At 62.0% G+C, this 17,788-nt stretch carries 16 protein-coding genes; 2 read left to right on the plus strand and 14 right to left on the minus strand.

What is annotated here, in order from left to right:
- Nucleotides 1-24: 24 nt before the first annotated feature.
- The 7 genes from recJ to VW35_RS02100 all read right to left on the minus strand — a co-directional run bounded on the left by recJ (nucleotide 25) and on the right by VW35_RS02100 (nucleotide 8,884).
- Nucleotides 25-1,815 (minus strand): single-stranded-DNA-specific exonuclease RecJ, encoded by a 1,791-nt coding sequence (gene recJ, locus VW35_RS02065; protein ID WP_046141328.1) that lies wholly within the window; start codon nucleotides 1,813-1,815, stop codon nucleotides 25-27.
- Nucleotides 1,816-2,309: 494 nt separating this feature from the next.
- Complete coding sequence (locus VW35_RS02075) at nucleotides 2,310-2,684, minus strand: VOC family protein (protein ID WP_046141330.1); 375 nt, start codon at nucleotides 2,682-2,684, stop codon at nucleotides 2,310-2,312.
- A gap of 36 nt (nucleotides 2,685-2,720) precedes the next feature.
- Complete coding sequence (gene glpX / locus VW35_RS02080; protein WP_046141331.1) at nucleotides 2,721-3,707, minus strand: class II fructose-bisphosphatase; 987 nt, start codon at nucleotides 3,705-3,707, stop codon at nucleotides 2,721-2,723.
- Nucleotides 3,708-3,731: 24 nt separating this feature from the next.
- The gene (locus tag VW35_RS02085; RefSeq protein WP_046141679.1) at nucleotides 3,732-5,072 is read right to left on the minus strand and encodes a homoserine dehydrogenase; all 1,341 of its coding nucleotides are present in this window, start codon (nucleotides 5,070-5,072) and stop codon (nucleotides 3,732-3,734) included.
- Between the two features lie 239 nt (nucleotides 5,073-5,311).
- Nucleotides 5,312-6,289: an ABC transporter substrate-binding protein gene (locus tag VW35_RS02090; protein ID WP_046141332.1), complete on the minus strand. Its 978-nt coding sequence runs from the start codon at nucleotides 6,287-6,289 to the stop codon at nucleotides 5,312-5,314.
- A 55-nt stretch (nucleotides 6,290-6,344) separates the two neighbouring features.
- Entirely contained in the window at nucleotides 6,345-7,511 is a 1,167-nt protein-coding gene (locus VW35_RS02095; RefSeq protein ID WP_200896855.1) for a methyltransferase domain-containing protein, read from the minus strand.
- 149 nt (nucleotides 7,512-7,660) lie between these two features.
- The gene (locus tag VW35_RS02100) at nucleotides 7,661-8,884 is read right to left on the minus strand and encodes an LL-diaminopimelate aminotransferase (RefSeq protein ID WP_046141334.1); all 1,224 of its coding nucleotides are present in this window, start codon (nucleotides 8,882-8,884) and stop codon (nucleotides 7,661-7,663) included.
- A gap of 413 nt (nucleotides 8,885-9,297) precedes the next feature.
- Between VW35_RS02100 and VW35_RS02105 the strand changes: the two genes are divergently transcribed.
- Complete coding sequence (locus VW35_RS02105; RefSeq protein WP_052951435.1) at nucleotides 9,298-10,623, plus strand: glycosyltransferase; 1,326 nt, start codon at nucleotides 9,298-9,300, stop codon at nucleotides 10,621-10,623.
- Nucleotide 10,624: 1 nt separating this feature from the next.
- Here the strand turns inward: VW35_RS02105 and VW35_RS02110 are convergent, their stop codons facing one another.
- The 5 genes from VW35_RS02110 to VW35_RS02130 all read right to left on the minus strand — a co-directional run bounded on the left by VW35_RS02110 (nucleotide 10,625) and on the right by VW35_RS02130 (nucleotide 14,036).
- Nucleotides 10,625-10,984 (minus strand): hypothetical protein, encoded by a 360-nt coding sequence (locus VW35_RS02110; protein ID WP_046141335.1) that lies wholly within the window; start codon nucleotides 10,982-10,984, stop codon nucleotides 10,625-10,627.
- 148 nt (nucleotides 10,985-11,132) lie between these two features.
- Complete coding sequence (locus VW35_RS02115) at nucleotides 11,133-11,771, minus strand: SdpI family protein (RefSeq protein WP_046141336.1); 639 nt, start codon at nucleotides 11,769-11,771, stop codon at nucleotides 11,133-11,135.
- Nucleotides 11,772-11,851: 80 nt separating this feature from the next.
- Entirely contained in the window at nucleotides 11,852-12,334 is a 483-nt protein-coding gene (gene rpsI, locus VW35_RS02120; RefSeq protein WP_046141337.1) for a 30S ribosomal protein S9, read from the minus strand.
- 1 nt (nucleotide 12,335) lies between these two features.
- Complete coding sequence (gene rplM / locus VW35_RS02125) at nucleotides 12,336-12,800, minus strand: 50S ribosomal protein L13 (protein WP_046141338.1); 465 nt, start codon at nucleotides 12,798-12,800, stop codon at nucleotides 12,336-12,338.
- A gap of 174 nt (nucleotides 12,801-12,974) precedes the next feature.
- A complete protein-coding gene (locus VW35_RS02130) occupies nucleotides 12,975-14,036 on the minus strand; it encodes a COX15/CtaA family protein (RefSeq protein ID WP_046141339.1) in 1,062 nt (353 codons plus the stop codon).
- Nucleotides 14,037-14,114: 78 nt separating this feature from the next.
- Between VW35_RS02130 and VW35_RS02135 the strand changes: the two genes are divergently transcribed.
- Nucleotides 14,115-14,327, plus strand: a complete 213-nt coding sequence (locus tag VW35_RS02135) for a DUF2842 domain-containing protein (protein WP_046141681.1) — start codon at nucleotides 14,115-14,117, stop codon at nucleotides 14,325-14,327.
- A 3-nt stretch (nucleotides 14,328-14,330) separates the two neighbouring features.
- Here VW35_RS02135 and VW35_RS02140 read toward each other — a convergent pair whose 3' ends face one another.
- Both VW35_RS02140 and VW35_RS02145 read right to left on the minus strand, forming a co-directional pair.
- A complete protein-coding gene (locus VW35_RS02140; protein ID WP_046141340.1) occupies nucleotides 14,331-15,371 on the minus strand; it encodes a polysaccharide deacetylase family protein in 1,041 nt (346 codons plus the stop codon).
- Nucleotides 15,372-15,389: 18 nt separating this feature from the next.
- On the minus strand, nucleotides 15,390-17,753 hold the full coding sequence (locus VW35_RS02145; protein ID WP_152662431.1) for a GumC family protein: 2,364 nt from the start codon (nucleotides 17,751-17,753) through the stop codon (nucleotides 15,390-15,392).
- Between the last annotated feature and the right edge of the window lie 35 nt (nucleotides 17,754-17,788).

Genomic DNA, 17,788 nt, shown 5'->3' on the forward strand with positions numbered 1-17,788 from the left:
ATTGGATCAGCCGCAAGTTTCGGGCTAGCGCGGTAATCGCGCGATATCGATCAAGCGAAACTGCACCTGTTCGCGGCCCTGATAGTGATCGATCGCGAGGCTTCCGGCGAAATGGAGGCTCTGTTCGCCATCGCGCAAGAGCATGTCGCCCAAAGGCGTGCCTGCGGCCCGGAAGGCGATGGCTTTCAGGCGGGCGCCGTCTTCGGAGGTGAGCGAAAAACTGACATGGCCCCCTTTTCCAACCACCTGCGCAAAGCGCGCACGATGGGCGGGAAAGGCGAACACCGGCGCCGGATTGCCGGAGCCGAACGGGCCGGCGCGCTCGATGGTGTGGAGGAGATCAACCGTCGCGCCGCGGGCCGTCAGCGCTGCGTCTATCTTGAGCGCAGACGCGGCGCGGGCTGTGGCAACGCTCTGACTTAATTGATCGGCGATGAAAGAGCGGAACGGGCCGAGATCGCCGGGGCGCAGGGTGACGCCAGCCGCCATGGCATGGCCACCGCCCTTGGGGATGAGGCCGGTTTCGACGGCGGCGATGACGGCGCTGCCGAGGTCGACGCCGGGCATGGAGCGGCCGGAGCCTGTGCCCGTACCATCGGGATGCAGGGCAATGGCGAAGGCGGGGCGCTCGAAGCGCTCCTTGAGACGCGCGGCGATGAGGCCGACGACCCCCGGATGCCAATTGGCGGAGGCGAGGACGAGGACCGGCGGCCCCTCCCCGCTGACGATTTCGGCGGCGGCGACAGCAGTGGCTTCTTCGACGGCTTCGACCTCGATGCGCTGGCGCTCGGTATTGAGTTCATCGAGCTTGGCGGCGATGACGAGAGCTTGGTGCTCATCGTCGAGCGAGAGAAGCTGAGTGCCGAGGGCGGCATTGCCGATGCGGCCGCCGGCATTGATGCGCGGGCCGATGAGAAAGCCCAGATGATATGGATTGAGCGGACCGCTGACGCGGGAAGCGAGCGCGAGAGCCGACATGCCGCGATTGTCGCCGCGACGCGCGACTTCGAGGCCGCGGATGACGAAGGCGCGGTTGAGACCAACGAGCGGGACGACATCGCAGACAGTGCCGAGGGCAACGATGTCGAGCAAGCGCAGCAGATCGGGAAGCCCGGTATCTCCGCGCTGGCGGAGAGCACGATTGACGGCGACGAGGACCATGAAGGTAACGCCGGCGGCACAGAGATAGCCTAGGCCTGAAATGTCGTCCGGGCGGTTGGGATTGACCAGGGCCGTTGCGGGCGGGAGGTCGTGATCGGAAAGGTGGTGATCGATGACGAGGACATCGACGCCGCGATTGCGGGCGTGAGCGATGGGGCCATCGCTGGTGGTGCCGCAATCGAGCGTGATGATGAGCGTGGCGCCGGCATCGATCAGCTTGTCCATGGCCGCGATATTGGGGCCGTAGCCTTCAAAAATGCGATCGGGAATATGGACCTGTGGCGTGAGGCCGAAATGGGCGAGATATCGCACCATGAGGGCGCAGGAACTCGCGCCATCGACGTCGTAATCGCCGAAAAGGGCGATGGATTCATTGTCGGCAACGGCCTGGGCCAGGCGGGTCGCGAGGTCGTCCATCTGCGTCAGGGTCGACGGGTCCGGCATGAGATTGCGGATCGTCGGCTCGAGGTAGGCTTCGGCCGCATCGAGCTCGACGCCACGACCAGCCAGGATGCGCGCGACGATGTCGGAAATGCCGGTGCGCTGGGAAATGGCGGTGGCGAGGCGGCTGCCGGCGATATCGAGACGGTCGACCCAGGCGCGGCCGAGGACCGACTGGCTGACATCGAGAAAATTTCGGCGCGTTTCCAGCATGGGCTGGTGTTAGGCGATTTGAGGCGGGGGTGGAAGGGGTTGCGGGATGGTTAGAGGCAGATCGCCGGGACGATCGGGGATGTTGGTCGAACAGATATTCGTGAAGCAGCTAATCCCGCAACGTCCGCCCGCTCCAAGTGTCTCTGAGGCGATCGCGAGCTTCCTTTAGCAGCAGAGGATAATCGGCTTGGAAGGGCGCGCTCAATTGCGTTTCCAATTCCGCCAGCAATCCGTGGAGGACCCCGATTTCTGCGGGGCTTTCGAAACACGCCTCGTCTGGCGTGCTGGCGCCCTCGTCACTGGACCAGCGAGAAAGAAGCTCGAAGAGCACAAGCGCCGCGTCCGGCGAAAGCCGGATTTGCGCGCTTCCCGGATCAGGGTTCAGATCGTGTGTCATTGCGTAAATCTACAAGCTCAGAAGAGGTTCGCAATCAACGCAATCGCCACCGGGGTTGAAACCCGGCCACCTTTCGGATCACCGAGGTCGATGGGGCTTATTTTGGCGGGCGCGTGCGGGCGCAGAGTTTGTTGCCGTCGGGGTCGCGGAGATAGGCGACGAAGACGCCGATGGGGCGCAGATTGGGTGGGGTTTCGGCGGAGGTGCCGCCGTTTTCAGTACCGGCGCTGTGCCAGGCGCGAACGTGGTCTGCGGATTCGGCGAAAATGCCGATGGTGCCCCCATTGGCGGCGGTGGCTGGTTGGCCGTTGATGGGTGTAGTCACCATGAGACGGCTGCCTTCGTGGGCATAGACCAATCGGCCGCCCGCATCCATTTCGCCCGGCTTGCCGCCGAGGGCGACGAAGGTGGCGTCATAGAATTCCTTGGATCGGGCGAGGTCGTTGCTGCCGATCATGACGTGGGAGAACATGGTTTTACTCCAAGAAAGGGTGCACGAATCAAAAGCTCAGCGCGCGTGGCGGGCCTTGATCCAGCGGGTGGTCTGGCTCCACGAGCGCATGACGACGGTATTGGTTTCGACCCAATGACGGCGGAGCTTTACGCCTTCGACGAGAGAGCCGTCGGTGATGCCGGTGGCGGAAAAGAGGACGTCGCCGGCGGCAAGTTCGCTGACATCGTAGATGCGGTTGGGATCGGTAATGCCCATTTCGCGCGCGCGGGCGCGCTTGTCGGGCGTATCGAGGATCAGTTTGCCCTGCATCTGGCCGCCGATGCAGCGGAGGGCGGCGGCGGCAAGAACGCCTTCGGGGGCACCGCCGGAGCCGAGATAGATATCGACACCGGTGTCTTCGGTATTGACCGCGTGGATGACGCCGGCAATGTCGCCATCGCTGAGGAGTTTTACGGAAACACCGGCGGTGCGCAGCTCTTCGAGGAGGCCGGCGTGGCGGGGGCGATCGAGGACGATGGCGGTGATTTCGGAGACCGGAACGCCCTTGGCCTTGGCGAGCGCCTTGACGTTTTCGGTGGCGGACCACTCGATATGCACGGTTTCGGGCGCGTATTCGGCGCCGATGGCGATCTTGTGCATGTAGACGTTGCGGGCAACGTTGAGCAGACCACCGCGCTCGGCCATGGCAAGCACCACCAGGGAATCCGGCTGATTCTTGGCGCAGAGGGTGACGCCTTCAAGAGGATCGACGGCTATATCGACTTCGGGACCTTCATCGGCGCCGACAGTTTCGCCGACATAGAGGTGGTCGCATTCGTATTGCTCGCCCTCGCCGATGACGATGCGGCCAGCGACGGAAACGCGCTCCAATTCCTTTGACATTGCGGCGACGGAAGCATCGTCCGCGGCCTTTTCATCGCCCTTGCCGCGCCACTCGGCTGCGGCGACGGCGGCGCGTTCGGTGACGCGGACCATTTCGAGGGTCAGGGTGCGATGAAGATTGGCCGGGCTGCGGGCGTCGTCGGCCTTGCTGAGCTTCATTTTGTCCCCTCGCCCCCGAAATGATCAGAGCATTTCGATGCGGATCAATTGTGGTTCGCCAACGATAAAGCCGTCTGCGGCGATTTGCGCAAGCGCGTCCCGCACCGACGACTCCATGGTCTTCTGGGTAATCATTACGACGGTCCGGGCCGGCGTGCCATCGGGTGCGACAGCTTTGGCTGCGAGATCAGACCTTTGGATGACGGAGTCGATGGAAATCGCCTTTTCGCCCATGCGCGTGGTGATCGCTGCGAGCGCGCCGGGGACGTCCTTGGCGCTGAGGCGGATGTAGAAGCCGCCTTCATGGGCCCGGGAGGGCGCTTCGCGATAAGGGAGCAGTTCGTCGCTCGGCACGCCGAGCGGAGGCACGCGGGTGCCACGGGCAATGTCGAGGATATCGGAGAGGACGGAAGACGCCGTCGGTGGGCCACCGGCGCCGGGACCGGCGAGAAGTAGTTCGTGGACGTGGTCGGTTTCGAGGGCCACCGCATTCATGACACCATCGACGCCGGCAATGGCCGAGCCCTTGGGCACGAAGGTCGGGTGGACGCGCTGCTCGATGCCATTTTCGGTGCGCTCGGCGATACCGAGGAGCTTGATCTTGTAGCCGAGGTCGGCAGCAACCTGGATATCGTGCTGGGTTATGCGGGAAATGCCTTCGACGCGCATCTTGTCGGGCGCGATTTCGTAGCCAAAGCAGAGCGTGGCGAGGATCGAGAGCTTGTGGGCGGTATCGAACCCTTCGACATCGAAGGTGGGATCCGCTTCGGCATAGCCGAGCGCCTGCGCATCCTTGAGGCAATCGGCGAAGGAAATGCCTTCATTGCCCATGCGGGTGAGGATGTAATTGCAGGTGCCGTTCATGATTCCAAAGACCTTGGCGATGCGGGCAGAACCGAGGCCTTCGCGGAGGGTCTTGATGACGGGGATGCCGCCGGCAACTGCAGCTTCGAAGCCGAGTTGGGCGCCGGATTCTTCGGCGAGTTTGGCGAGGGTCACGCCGTGTTTGGCGAGGAGCGCCTTGTTGGCCGTGACGACGGGGCGGCCGATTTCGAGGGCGGATTTGACGGCGGCAAAAGCCGGGCCATCTTCGCCGCCGATCAGTTCGACGAAGAGATCGATGCTGTCGGATTTGGCGAGGGCAACCGGATCATCGAACCATTCGACGCCGGAAATATCGATGCCGCGATCGCGCGAGCGAGAGCGCGCGGCGACGGCTGTCACCTGCAGCTGGCGGCCGAGCTTCTTGTTGAGTTCAGCCCCATCCTTTTGAAGGATACGGACCAGCGTCGCGCCGACATTGCCGAGACCGGCCACACCGATGCGGAGCGGCGAGAGCGTCTCGGTCTCGCCGAATTCAGCCATGGCCTTGAGGATGCGCGATCGGGTTTCGCTGCGTGGTTCGCGGCCATCGCGGAGATCGAAGACGAAGAGCGGATCGCCCGCGACGATGCGGCCGAAACGGGTAGGTGTCCAACCGCGCGCGGAAATGAAAGACTCAACGGATTGGCGGAAAGACTGGATATCGCTCATGGTGGCGACATCTGCATAGGAACTTGCCTAGCCGTCAATAGGATATTTGGCGGCCAGGCGTTGAGCGTCGTTTATTCCGCTTTTGCCGCCATTGCGGCGCGGCCGACTTCTTCGGCAACCTGCGGAAAACCCCAGCGCAGCGAAATCGGCGTCACCGCGCCACTGACGGCCATGGTGAGTTCCTCGCCGATCAGTTTCGTGTAGGCGCCCTTGGACACAAGCGGCGAGAGCTTGATGAGATCCAGGGCGAAAAAGTCATCGGCCGACTTCTGATCATTGAAGAAGATGAGCAGCATTTCGCCGGGGATCTTGTCGAAGTTCTCGTAGCTCACGGCATAGGCGATGCCGGTGTCATTGATCGCCGCGTCCTTCGGGGCTTCTGATGGCACGAGGCCGATATCAGCGAAAAGCTGAACGCGGGGATCGCCCTCGAGGCGAACCGACACCTGGCCGTCGTTGCGGTTGACCACATTGGCAAAAACGGTCCCCGGCGCGTCGGGGTATTTGGCGAGTTCGGCCTTGAGGAAGGTTTCCGTATCGGCCACGAGCTTTTCTGCCTCGGCAGAGCGGCCGAGTGCTTCGCCAGTCATGGTCACGACCTGCTGCCAGCTCGCGAACCACGGCTTTTCGGGATAAGCGACGACAGGGGCGATGTTGCTGAGGAGAGCATATTCGTCCGGCGTCAGGCCCGAATAGGGCGCGAGGATGACATCGGGCGCCAAGGCGGCGATGGCTTCGATGGGCGGTTCGGTGACATTGGGGAGGATGGCCGGCATGTCCATGCCACGCTCTGCTATGGCGGCTTCCGTCCACGGCAAAATGCCGTCTTCGCCACCGCCATAGGCAAAGAACGGCATGCCGACAGGCGCAACGCCGAGATCGATCGTCACATCTTGAGCAGACCAGCCCCAGGTCACGACGCGCTCAGGCTGGGCTTCGATCGTGGTCGACCCCAGGGCATGCTCGATTGTGACGGGGAAGGACTGCGCTTGCGCGGCGGCAACGAAAACCGTGGCCGCAACGAAGGCTAAGAGGGTCTGGCGGAACATAATGGGCCATCCTTTGCATAGAGATCACTCTCCATACGAAAGGTGACTTAGCGTGTCATGTATTTTTTGGACGAGTGGCCTGACGGCGCTGCAGGAGGACCATCACTTCGTAATGGTCCGTCTGGGGGAACATATCGAACAGACGGAAGACGGTGGGACCATAAGCGGGCATTGCGCCGAGGTCTTTGGCGAGCGTGGCCGCGTTGCAGCTGGAATAGATGATGGTGCCGGCCGCAGAGGATTCGAGGGTCTGGCAGAGCTTGTCACCGAGGCCGCGGCGGGGCGGGTTGACAATGATGGCGTCTGGCACTTCAGCCGCCACAAAGGCGGTGGCGTCGCCGACGGAGAAGGTGACATCGGTGAGGCCGGCTTCGGTGGCGCTGAGACGAGCGGATTCGACCGCAGGGGCGCTGAGTTCAATGCCGTGGACGCGGCGGCCGGGGGCGGCGACGTGGAGGGCAAAGCCCCCTACCCCGCAATAGAGGTCCAGGATGGATTTCGCGCCGGCTTGATCGATCCAGTCACGGGCCTGGAGATAGAGACCCTTGGCGATTTCAGTATTGGTTTGGAAGAAGCTGGCGGGGCGTAGGTGGAGGACGCGGTCGCCAAGGCGCATTTCGAGCGTCTCGTTGCCGCTAAGCCGGATTTCTTCCGCGCCTTCGAGGACGGCCTTGTGCTCGGGGAGAAGATTGGCAGTGACGACGGCGAGTTGGGGGAGCGCTGTGAGCAGGCTCGGCAGGTGCTTTTGTACGCGGCTGAGCGCTTCGGTCGAGCGAAGCACGAAGCGGAGCATCAGCTCGCCAGCAGCGGATTCGGTCAGGAGGACGTGCTTGAGCTCGCCCCGGCGCGTGGGCACATCATAGGGGGCAATGCGGGCGAGAGTGATGAAGGATTTGATGGGATAGAACGCGAAGCGTAGGCCCGGCGTGAGGATGCCGCAGCCGGTGAGATCGACGCCATGTTGGGCGGCGTCGAGAATGCCCAGCGTGGGGGCATCGGGCGTGCCGCCGACGACCATCTTGGCCTTGTTGCGAAAAGCGTCGGGGCGGCTGGCCATGGGGGAAAGCCATTCGGCATCGGGCCAGGCAGCGAGTAAAGTGCGGGCATTGGCGAGCTTGGCTTCGAGCTGAATTCCGTAAGGCGTGCCCATGCGTGTGCAGGAGCGGCAAACGCCTCTATCGAAATAGCCGCAATGCATGGCGGCGGTCAGATCTGCATCCACGCGGGTTTCTCACGGCGCGCTACGGCGCTTACTGCCTACACACCGAATGTCATCCTGGGCCTGAGCCGGGATCCATCTTGATATGTCAGGATAGGCCCCGGCCGTCGCCGGGGCGACAACCGAGTTGGTCACAAGTGACTTGCATTACTTTACTTCGTCGCCGCGGCCAGCGGGACGATATTGCTCTGGTCGCCCTTGGTGCCGAGCAGCTTCTTGATGTTGCGGGCGGCTTGGCGGATGCGCTGTTCGTTTTCGACGAAGGCGAGGCGGATATATTGATCGCCATATTCGCCGAAGCCGACGCCGGGAGCGACGGCGACGCCGGTTTCCTGCACGAGGAGCTTGGCGAATTCGAGCGAGCCTAGATGGGCGAACTGAGCCGGAATCGGCGCCCAGGCGAACATGGTGGCCTTTGGCACAGGGATATCCCAGCCTGAGCGACCGAAGCTTTCGACCATGACGTCGCGGCGGTGTTTGTAGACCTTGCGGACCTCTTCGATGACATCATCGGAGCCATTGAGCGCGGCAACGGCGGCGACCTGAATAGGCGTGAAGGCACCGTAGTCGAGATAGGATTTGACGCGGGCGAGCGCCGCGATCAGGCGTTCGTTGCCGACGGCGAAGCCGACACGCCAGCCGGGCATGGAATAGGTTTTCGACATGGAGGTGAACTCCACCGAAATATCCATGGCGCCGGGGATCTGGAGGATCGAGGGCGGCGGATCCTTCTCGTCGAAATAGATCTCGGAATAGGCGAGATCGGAGAGGATGAAGATGTCGTGCTGCTTACAATATTTGACGACCTCGGCGTAAAAATCGAGATCGGCAGTGTAGGCCGTGGGGTTGGCCGGGTAGTTGAGAACCAGCGCGATGGGCTTCGGGATCGAGTGGCGCACACCGCGATCGAGCGCGCGCATGAAATCCTCCCCCGGCTCGGCAGGCATGGAGCGGACCACACCGCCCGACATGATGAAGCCGAAAGAGTGGATCGGATAGGTCGGGTTCGGCACCAGCACCACATCGCCCGGGGCGGTGATGGCCGAAGCCATATTGGCAAAACCTTCCTTGGACCCGAGGGTCGCGACGACCTGGGTGTCGGGATTGAGTTTTACGCCGAAGCGGCGGCCATAATAGCTCGCCTGAGCCTTGCGAAGGCCGGGAATGCCACGGGAAGTGGAATAGCGATGGGTGCGCGGGTCTTTCACCGTTTCCTGGAGCTTCGAGACGATGTGCTCTGGAGTTGGCATATCGGGGTTGCCCATGCCCAGGTCGATGATGTCGACGCCTTCGGCGCGCGCCTTGGCCTTGATCGGATCGATATGGGCAAAAACATAGGGCGGCAGGCGGCGGATGCGATGGAAGACTTCGCTCATGTGATTCCTCGGCAGGTCTTTGGAAGACCCTGGACTGATCGCGACGCGCAGAGCGCAGGCGGCTCAAGAGAGACGCGGATTATCGCGGAATTATGGTTTTAGATGGGTTAAAGAGCCCCTTGCGGGACCGACACGATCTATTCGGCTCTTCCCGGCCAGCAGGTGGCCACGCGGGAAGAGCTATCGGGCGCTTGCCGCCGCAACCGCGGCCGGAATAGCGATCACCATGCCGGCGAGCGGTGCTCGAACCAATGCAACAGTGAATGGAGACACCATGTCTCTTGCCCTTCGAAGGTCGTTTTTGTAAGGAATGCAACAATCGACAGGCCGTTCATAATTCCTTCGCGGGGTCTTGTAAATGGCTCGAAGGGCAACAACCTTCGGGTTCAGCGGCGGATGAAGAGGTTGAAAACTTGAAGCGCATTGCCCTGGTGACCATCGGCACGCAAGGCGACGTTCAACCCTACCTTGCGCTGTCTCTGGCGCTGCAGGAACGTGGCTATGGCGTCGTGCTCGGCGCAACCGAGGAGTTCGAAGGCCTCGTCAAGGGCTACGGAATTGAGTTCCATTCGCTCGGGCCTTCCATCCAGTCTTTCCTCAAGGAAACCCGCTTTGAAAACGCAATGAGCAGCAGCGCCATGCTCATCAACGGACCCTGGATGCTCAAGCAGGGCCAGCAGATCATCGACACTGCGGCGCGTGCGGCCTGGCGGATGAGCCAGGGCTCCGATGCCATCATCGTCAACATGAACACCAGCTTCGGCATCGATATCGCGGAAGCGCTCAAGGTGCCGGCGATCATGACCGCGCTGCAGCCGCTCAATTCGACCAGCGAATTCCCGCTCTCGATGTATTACGTGGCAGACGATCTCGGCCCGACGCTGAACAAGCTTTCCTATACTGCCGCCACCATGCAGCAGGCCTATTGGAACCTGCCGCGCAATCGTCTGCGCCGGGAACTCATGGGGCTTGAGGCGCGGAACATGGGCGGCGTTTTCACCAATACCGACGGCTCGCCCCTGACGACCCTTTACGCCTATTCAGCCGCAGTGAGCCCGCGTCCACGCGACTGGCCGCGCACGGCACTGGTCACGGGCTACTGGAACCTGCGCGACCGGAGCAGCTGGGAGCCGACGCCGGAGTTCGAAGCCTTTCTCTCGGCTGGCGAGGCCCCCGTCTATATCGGCTTTGGATCTATGCCGTTCGGCGCCGAGCGCAACACCCGTATCCTGAAGGAAGCCGTTGCGCTCTGGGGCGGCCGCGCAGTCGTCGCGCGCGGCTGGGGCGGCATCGATCCACGGGACCTGCCGGATACGATCTTCCCGATCGAGAAGGCGCCGCACGATCGGCTCTTCCGCTATGTCAGCGCGGTTGTGCACCACGGTGGCGCCGGGACCACTTCCGCGGGTCTGCATCTGGGCCGGCCGACATTCGTCGTGCCACAGGCCATGGATCAACCCTATTGGGGCCGCCGGGTCTTCGAGCTCGGCTGCGGGCCAAAGCCGATCCGCCTTCGTAAGCTCACGGCGGAATCGCTGGCCGAAGCGCTGGCGGACCTCAACAGCAACGAATCCTATCGCCGTAACGCGGCTACGCTCGCCGAAACACTCCGGAGCGAGGACGGCACCGATAAGGCCATCAAGGTCATCGAGCGCGTGATGGCCAATTTCGTGCCGCGCGCAACCAAGGCAGCGCGCAAATCCAAGGCCAAGAAGCTTTCGCTAAAGAAAGCGGTTTAGTTCAGGCGCTGGCGCGGAGCTGAGCCAGTTCGGCTTCGAGTTGATTGACGCGATCGACCAGGGCCTTGTGACGTGCGGTCATGCGGTTTTCGAGCGTATTGAGCTGATGGGCAGCGTCATCATGCGACGATTGGGTCGGGCGCCGTTCGGCCAGCGCCAGTATGATCGTGCCCTTGGCAACAAAGACGCCCCCTACCCCGGCAAGGATGAGCGCCCATTGGGTGAGATCCGCCCCGGACGATGTCGTCAGCCATGCGGCGATCGCAGCGCCCGCAGCGGCCAGTGCACCAACGGCATTTGAAAAAATGCCCAGAGAAATTGCTCGACGTCGGCCGTCCCAGGCGCCCAACCGTTGCACCATAAAGCTGCACTCCAATCCTGTTGCGGCGGCGTTTTATCCATTGATAGCGACCACATAAAGGAAAAGGCGAGGCGCCGTCTCCCCTTTTAAGACTTTTAGAGCAGCCTCACTGCGCCGGGATGGAAACGCCTTCAGCAAACGAACTTCGTCATACCTGTCGAGCGATCAGCGTCACGGCGCCAGCGACGATCGGGAGCACAGCCAGAGTCAGCGCAAAGGACATCACAAGAATGCCCGGCCCGACATCGAACCAGGCGAGCGCAGCCAGCACGATTGCGGCGAGGATCGAGGCTATTCCGCTGAGCCGATGAACGAGCGTCCAGGCACGATCGGAAGGGATCGGCCAGGGCATGCGGAGGCCGGCATAGCTGTGGCGTTCAGCCGTGAAGAGGACGAGACCCAAAAGTGCCAGCGTTGCGGCAAGTCCGATAGCCACGCCGCGGAAGAGATCCAGATCCGACCCGATGCCAATGAAGAGCAAGGCGAGCTGGCAGGCTGCCGGAACGACCAGAAGCAGGCTCAGGGCCGGATCAAGAATATGCCGAACCTTGGCCAGATGGTTGGGAGTCAAGAGCCAGTCGAGGCCATGAAAGGCTCCCATCAGCGTCAGCTGGACGATCGGAGCTATCGTTAGGGCCGGGTCTCGCGGCCAGAGCCAATCGGCGCCGGAGCCATGCCAATGGGCCGGGAAAGCAAAGTCCTCGGGAATGCGAAAAAGGCAGACCGCCGTGATCGACAGCGTCACGGCAAAGATCAGCAGGTGAAATCGGGTGACGAGGCTGGACATGGCGGCAAGGATGTAAGGCTGAAGCAATAAAAGAAAAGGGCCGGTTTCCCGGCCCTTTGCAAAGATGATGTTCGAGACGCTTAGCGCTTCGAGAACTGGAAGGAGCGGCGGGCCTTGGCCTTACCGTACTTCTTACGTTCAACAACACGGCTATCGCGGGTCAGGAAGCCACCCTTCTTCAGGGTCGGGCGCAAAGCCGGCTCGAAGTAGTTGAGGGCCTTGGAGATGCCGTGACGCACGGCACCGGCCTGACCGGACAAACCACCACCGGCGACCGTGACGGTGACGTCATACTGGTCGAGACGCTCGGTGGCGACGATCGGCTGCTTGACGATGAGCTGCAGAACCGGGCGGGCAAAGTAAGCGGCGAATTCACGGCCGTTCACGGTGACCTTGCCCTTGCCGGGCTTGATCCAGACGCGGGCAACGGCGTTCTTGCGCTTGCCGGTGGCATAGGCGCGGCCGAGGGAGTCGAGCTTCTGCACGTGGACCGGCGCGGTATTGGCGGCGGGTGCAGCAGCGGAAGTGCCCAGGGCTTCGAGGGAGTTGATGGTTTCAGCCATATTACTTCACCCGGACGTTCTTGGAGTTCATTGCGCCGACGTCGAGCTTGCTCGGGCTCTGCGCTTCATGGGGGTGCTCGGAACCGGCATAGACGCGCAGGTTCTTGAGCTGGGCGCGTGTCAGCGGGCCACCCGGCATCATGCGGCGCACGGCGTTTTCGAGAACGCGGCCGGGGAAACGGCCTTCGAGCAGCTCGCGAGCGGTGCGGTCCTTGATGCCACCGGGATAGCCGGTGTGCCAGTAGAAGCGGTGCTGATCGAGCTTGCGGCCGGTGAGCTTCACCTTGTCGGCATTGATGACGATGATGTTGTCACCCATGTCCATATGCGGCGTGAAGGTCGGCTTGTGCTTGCCACGGAGACGCGAAGCGATGATCGAAGCAAGACGGCCCACGACAAGCCCTTCGGCGTCGATCAGGACCCACTTCTTTTCGATCTCGCTCGGTTTTGCCGAGTAAGTGGTCATTGTTGGAATTCCCTAGAAAAAGCTGGGATGCAGCCCCTTCAAACGAAGGAGAACCGCATGTTCGGCGGCTCGTGTATGGGGGAATCTGCCGCGCGTCAATAGCCCTCTTTTCTATCAATGAATTCAATGACTTATGATTGCGGTATTATGTTACCGTATTTCCTACCTGGCTGTCTATTTCACCCGACGCATGTCGGCGATGTAGGCAGAGACGGCGCCGGCCAGCATGAAGGCGAGCGACTGGTGGCCGACGGCCAGGGAAATCGGGACGCTGGCGAGGAGCGTCGCGATGCCGAGGCATACTTGCAGCAGCACCAAAACGCCGATGCGCGGCAGCCAGCCGTGGACGCCACCGAAGCCGCCATCCTTGTTGCGACGCCAAATAAGGAAGGCGACGTAGCCCGTTATAACATAGGCGATGGTGCGGTGGATAAATTGGACCGTCAGGGCGTTTTCGAAGAAGTTGCGCCAGGCGGGGTCCATGGCGAAAAGTCCGCCGGGAACAAGGGCACCATCCATGAGCGGCCAGGTGTTGTAGCCCATGCCAGCATCCAGCCCGGCAACGAAGGCCCCTGCCCCGATCTGGATAATCAGCAGGATTCCCAAGACGATAGCGGTAACCAGATGCCACGGACGGACGCGCCCAAGCGCCCGGCCGGGCTCGATGCTGCGGGCGACGTAGATCAGGGCGACGAAGAGCAGCGAGGCGGCCGTCAGGTGGGCGGCAAGTCTATATTGAGAAACGGAGGTCAATTCTGACAATCCCGACGAGACCATCCACCACCCGAGGAAGCCCTGAAAGCCACCAAGCACGAAAAGGATAAATAATGGCATTGCCAGATGACGCGGCAGGCGCTTCTGGAACAGGAATACTGCGAAAGGCACGATGAAGATCAGCCCGAGCGTGCGCGCCAGAAGGCGATGCAGCCATTCCCAGAAGAAGATGTACTTGAAATCATCAAGCGACATCCAGGAGTTGAGAACGGAATATTGCGGGATCTGCTTATAGGCGTCGAATTCGGCCTGCCACTGCGCATCGTTGAGCGGCGGAATAGTCCCCGAGATCGGTTTCCAGCTCGTTATCGAAAGACCCGATTCCGTTAACCTCGTGATACCGCCGACAACAACGATCAGCAGAACGAAGGCTGCGAGGCTATAAAGCCAGATGCGGACGGGCCGCAAGCGATCGCTCGCGTAGCTGATCTGTCCCAGTGCGGCATTCTGGTCGGTGGTCACGGTAACATTCCGGTATCGATGAGGCTGGCGGAGTGGTAATCCCGGCAACAGTCCGTCGCAACAGCGTAGATGCCGCAGATGACCCAACGTACTCGCAAATTGATCGGCGCCCTCGCCTGTGTCGCCTCGATCTTCGTTTGGGCCAGTCTGGCGACGTCGATCTACCTCGCCTTCCCGCCGGAGCTGCCCTGGTTCGTGCTGATCGCGTACTTCATCATTGCCGGTATGGGATGGATGCTTCCGGCCATGGCGATCATCAGGTGGATGGCGCGGCCCGATCCGCAACCGTGACGGTCAACCGGTCACTTTGCCGAGCATGGTGAAAAGGCCGCCACTGGCGAATACGTCGACATAGCGGCGCTGCTGGAAATAGCCATTGAGAGATACGCGCGGCAAAGCTTGCAGGCTCTCTAGATGTTTTGGGTAAAGGCCGCCGGGGCGCGTGGTCACGGCCGTCGTAAAGCCGAGGTCGCGGGCAAAGCCGAATTCGCGCGGACCACAGGAAAGCGGGCCGCCCAATGGATAGGAAAAGTGTGTCGGCCGGATGCCGAACTGGGCCTGGATCACGTCCACCGATTGAGCCATTTCGCGACGCGCTTCGTCGGAGGGGAGCTTGGCCAGCTCATAGTGGTGAACGGTGTGCGCGCCAATGGTACAGAGCGGTTCACCGGCAAAGAGACGCAGCTCCTGCCAGCTCATGATCAGGTCGCGGCACTGTCTTTCGAGATCATAGCCGTATTTGTCGGTGAAATCCGTGAGAAGCGCGCGGCGCTCGATCTCGGGGAGTTTCCGCATGTGCCAATAGAGGCGATTGAAGGCGTCGTTCTTTTGAGCGGTGGTGTCCGTATCGACATATTCGACATCGTCGCCATCGGTGAAGGCGACGGCCTTCTGACGAGCGATGATGTCTTCGATCGCCTGCCACCACAGTTCACCGACACCGTCGACGAGGGCGGTCGGCACATAAAGGGTGAAGGGCGCTTCATGCTGCCGGAGAATCGGCAGCGCATATTGCAGATTGTCGCGATAGGCGTCGTCGAAGGTGAGTACGACGAAGGGACGCGTTTTCTGCGGCGCCGCGAGGCGTTCGATCGCTTCGTCGAGCGTGACGATGTCGATGCCGGTGTCACGCATCCGCTCGATGACATAGTCGAGAAAATCCGGCCGCACCTGCAGGATGGCGTTGGGCGAAAAATCCGGCGGGTCGGTCGGCAGGACGCGATGGAGCGTAAAGATGACGCCGCGCGAGGCCGACAGAAGTCGCGAAAGGCGCGGCAATCCGGACAGCCAGAGAAGCTCGAAGGCCGTCCGGATCGCCGTATATTTCAAAGACATGGCGGCGCCTTTCCGTGGTCAGGCGGCAACCGCATCATCAAGGGCAGAAATTTCGACGCGTTCGAGTCCGGCTTCGATCAGCTGGCCGCGGACATTTTCGGCGGAGTCTGGATCTTCGGCGCCTGACGTGACCAGCACGACGCGGCCACCCAGCTCGGCAAAGATCGGCAGGCTCGACCGGCCACCGACACGGCCGGTCAGCACGACGACGACTTCATAGATATCGCCGAGCGCTTCAACCAAGGTCACCGGCTTGGAGGAGGTGCGATCGATGGTTTCGCCCCTGCCCCAGGCGACTTCGGCAAAACTCTGATCGGCCGATTTTTGGACGACATCACCGAAGCCGGCTTCGTTGGTGCTGAGATCGGAAAGACCAGGCTCATCGCCCTGGTGACCACTGCCCCCGTCAACCAATACAACGCTGAGACCCTTGGACAGCGCGTCGGAGACCAAGGCGTCTGCCATGCGGCGGCCGGGTTCATCGCGGCCATGGTCGGCGAGCAGCAGGAGATGGGTCTTGCCGAGCACGAGATCGGCTGCAAGGTCCGCGTAGCGAACGAAGCCGGCTACTGTGCGTGGTGCCTTGGCGACCATGGGCGTGACCGTCTCGGCATCTTCTTCCGACGCATCTTCGAGGGCAGCGCGAGCAGCTTCGCGCTGGGCGCGGCGCTCAGCCAGTTCCTGGAGAAGCATGCGCGCGCTTTCCGAGGCAGCGGGGGCATGCTGGAAATCCACAAGCCGAGTTGGCGCGGGGGCCGGCGAAGGCGGCACCGGCACAGTTGTATCGACTTCCTCGTAAACCGAATCGGCTTCGAGGACCGGCTCGGGTTCGTAGATGGGTGCAGCTTCAGGCACGTATTCGGGTTCGACAACTTCCTCGACCGCAACAGACGAGACGTGCGTTTCGTGACCGACATCGTCTTCATAGACTTCTTCGACGGTTTCGCGACGGGTGGTGGCGCGGACCGGCATGTAGGGCTCGATGGGGCGGAGAGCACGGCCAGACATCAATTCGCCGAAGACGACGGCGCCGAACTGAATGACGAACGTGACGATGCCGACGCCGGCGAGGATCAGCGCACTCTTGGGAAAGGCCGGCGTGACGGAAGGCGCGGCTTCGGTGACGACGCGAACGTCCGGCAAGGCGGAGCCGGCTTCACCGCGCGACGAGGCTTCGGTGTAGCGCAGGAGATAGGCTTCGAGCAGGTCGCGCTGGGCCTTGGCTTCACGCTGGAGGCTATCGAGCGTGACGGTATCCTGCGTTGCCGTGGAAGCGGTCTGCTTGAAGCGGCTGAGATCGGCCTGCAGCGAGGCTTCAAGATCGGCTTCGACCTGGGCTTCGGCTTCCAGCGCTTCGGCGACGCGGTAACCTTCCTGGTTGATGCGGCCATCGAGCTCGGAAATCTGGGCGTTGAGGGCGCGAATATTGGGGTGGCTCGACAGCAGCGTCGCCGAAAGCTGGGCAAGCTGGCCCTGGAGCCGCGCCTTTTCCTGGCTGAGCTGCTGGATCACTGCGGAATTGCGCGCGTCGGCAATGCTTTCGATCGGCTGGCCGCGCGACAGAAGGCCACGAATGACGGCGGCGCGGGACTGCGCGGTGTTCTTGCGCTCCTGGGCGGCTGTGATCTGCGAGGAGATGGTCGAAAGCTGCTGATCGAGCAGGCTCGTATTGTTGGTGCCGACGACGAAAAGATCGTTGTCGACGCGATATTTGGCAACGGCCGATTCTGCTTCCTGGACGGAAACGCGGAGGCGCGCGATTTCATCGCTAAGCCAGCTGGACGCCTCGGCCGTATCGGAGAGGGTCAGCTGCGCCCGCCGTTCGACGTGGGCCTGGGCGACGGCGTTGGCGATCTCAGCGGCAAGTTCGGGATCGACCGAGCGAACCAGGATGGTGATGATGCGGGAATCACGCTCCTGGATGACCGTCATGCGCTCGTAAAGCGTATTGATGACGCGCTCGTCGACGCTGACCGGCGTAGCGCTGCGGCCGATGAGCTGCATGATGACGCCGAGCGGGGAAAAGCCGGACTGGCTACCGTTGAATTCGGGCTTGGAGCGCAGATCGAGCTTGTCGATGACGCCGAGAAGCGTGTCGCGGGACTTGATCAGTTCGATCTGGCTCGAAACGACACTGGCGTCGCTCGCCACGCTCGATGGCGCCTGTTCGTTGGCGGCGCGCGTATAGGCATTGGCGCGCGGCTCGACCAGGATGGAGGCCGATGACTCATAAAGCCTCGGCATCATCATCAAGATGAGGAAGGTGACGGCCAGCACCACCAAAGTAACAATGATTATCCGCGGCAGACGGCGGCCAACTGCAGCGAAAACTGCAGCAACATCAATTCGCGCATCGCGCATCGTCGGGGCGTATTCGCTCACGATAGCTCCTCATCATGGAGCCAAGCATGTGCCAT

The organism is Devosia soli, assembly GCF_000970455.1.
Lineage (GTDB): Bacteria > Pseudomonadota > Alphaproteobacteria > Rhizobiales > Devosiaceae > Devosia > Devosia soli.

Coding starts and splice junctions, on each gene's coding strand:
- recJ (WP_046141328.1), bottom strand. CDS start 1,815: ATGCTGGAAACGCGCCGAAATTTTCTCGATGTCAGCCAGTCGGTCCTC.
- VW35_RS02075 (WP_046141330.1), bottom strand. CDS start 2,684: ATGTTCTCCCACGTCATGATCGGCAGCAACGACCTCGCCCGATCCAAG.
- glpX (WP_046141331.1), bottom strand. CDS start 3,707: ATGAAGCTCAGCAAGGCCGACGACGCCCGCAGCCCGGCCAATCTTCAT.
- VW35_RS02085 (WP_046141679.1), bottom strand. CDS start 5,072: ATGGCTGAATTCGGCGAGACCGAGACGCTCTCGCCGCTCCGCATCGGT.
- VW35_RS02090 (WP_046141332.1), bottom strand. CDS start 6,289: ATGTTCCGCCAGACCCTCTTAGCCTTCGTTGCGGCCACGGTTTTCGTT.
- VW35_RS02100 (WP_046141334.1), bottom strand. CDS start 8,884: ATGAGCGAAGTCTTCCATCGCATCCGCCGCCTGCCGCCCTATGTTTTT.
- VW35_RS02110 (WP_046141335.1), bottom strand. CDS start 10,984: ATGGTGCAACGGTTGGGCGCCTGGGACGGCCGACGTCGAGCAATTTCT.
- VW35_RS02115 (WP_046141336.1), bottom strand. CDS start 11,771: ATGTCCAGCCTCGTCACCCGATTTCACCTGCTGATCTTTGCCGTGACG.
- rpsI (WP_046141337.1), bottom strand. CDS start 12,334: ATGGCTGAAACCATCAACTCCCTCGAAGCCCTGGGCACTTCCGCTGCT.
- rplM (WP_046141338.1), bottom strand. CDS start 12,800: ATGACCACTTACTCGGCAAAACCGAGCGAGATCGAAAAGAAGTGGGTC.
- VW35_RS02135 (WP_046141681.1), top strand. CDS start 14,115: ATGACCCAACGTACTCGCAAATTGATCGGCGCCCTCGCCTGTGTCGCC.
- VW35_RS02140 (WP_046141340.1), bottom strand. CDS start 15,371: ATGTCTTTGAAATATACGGCGATCCGGACGGCCTTCGAGCTTCTCTGG.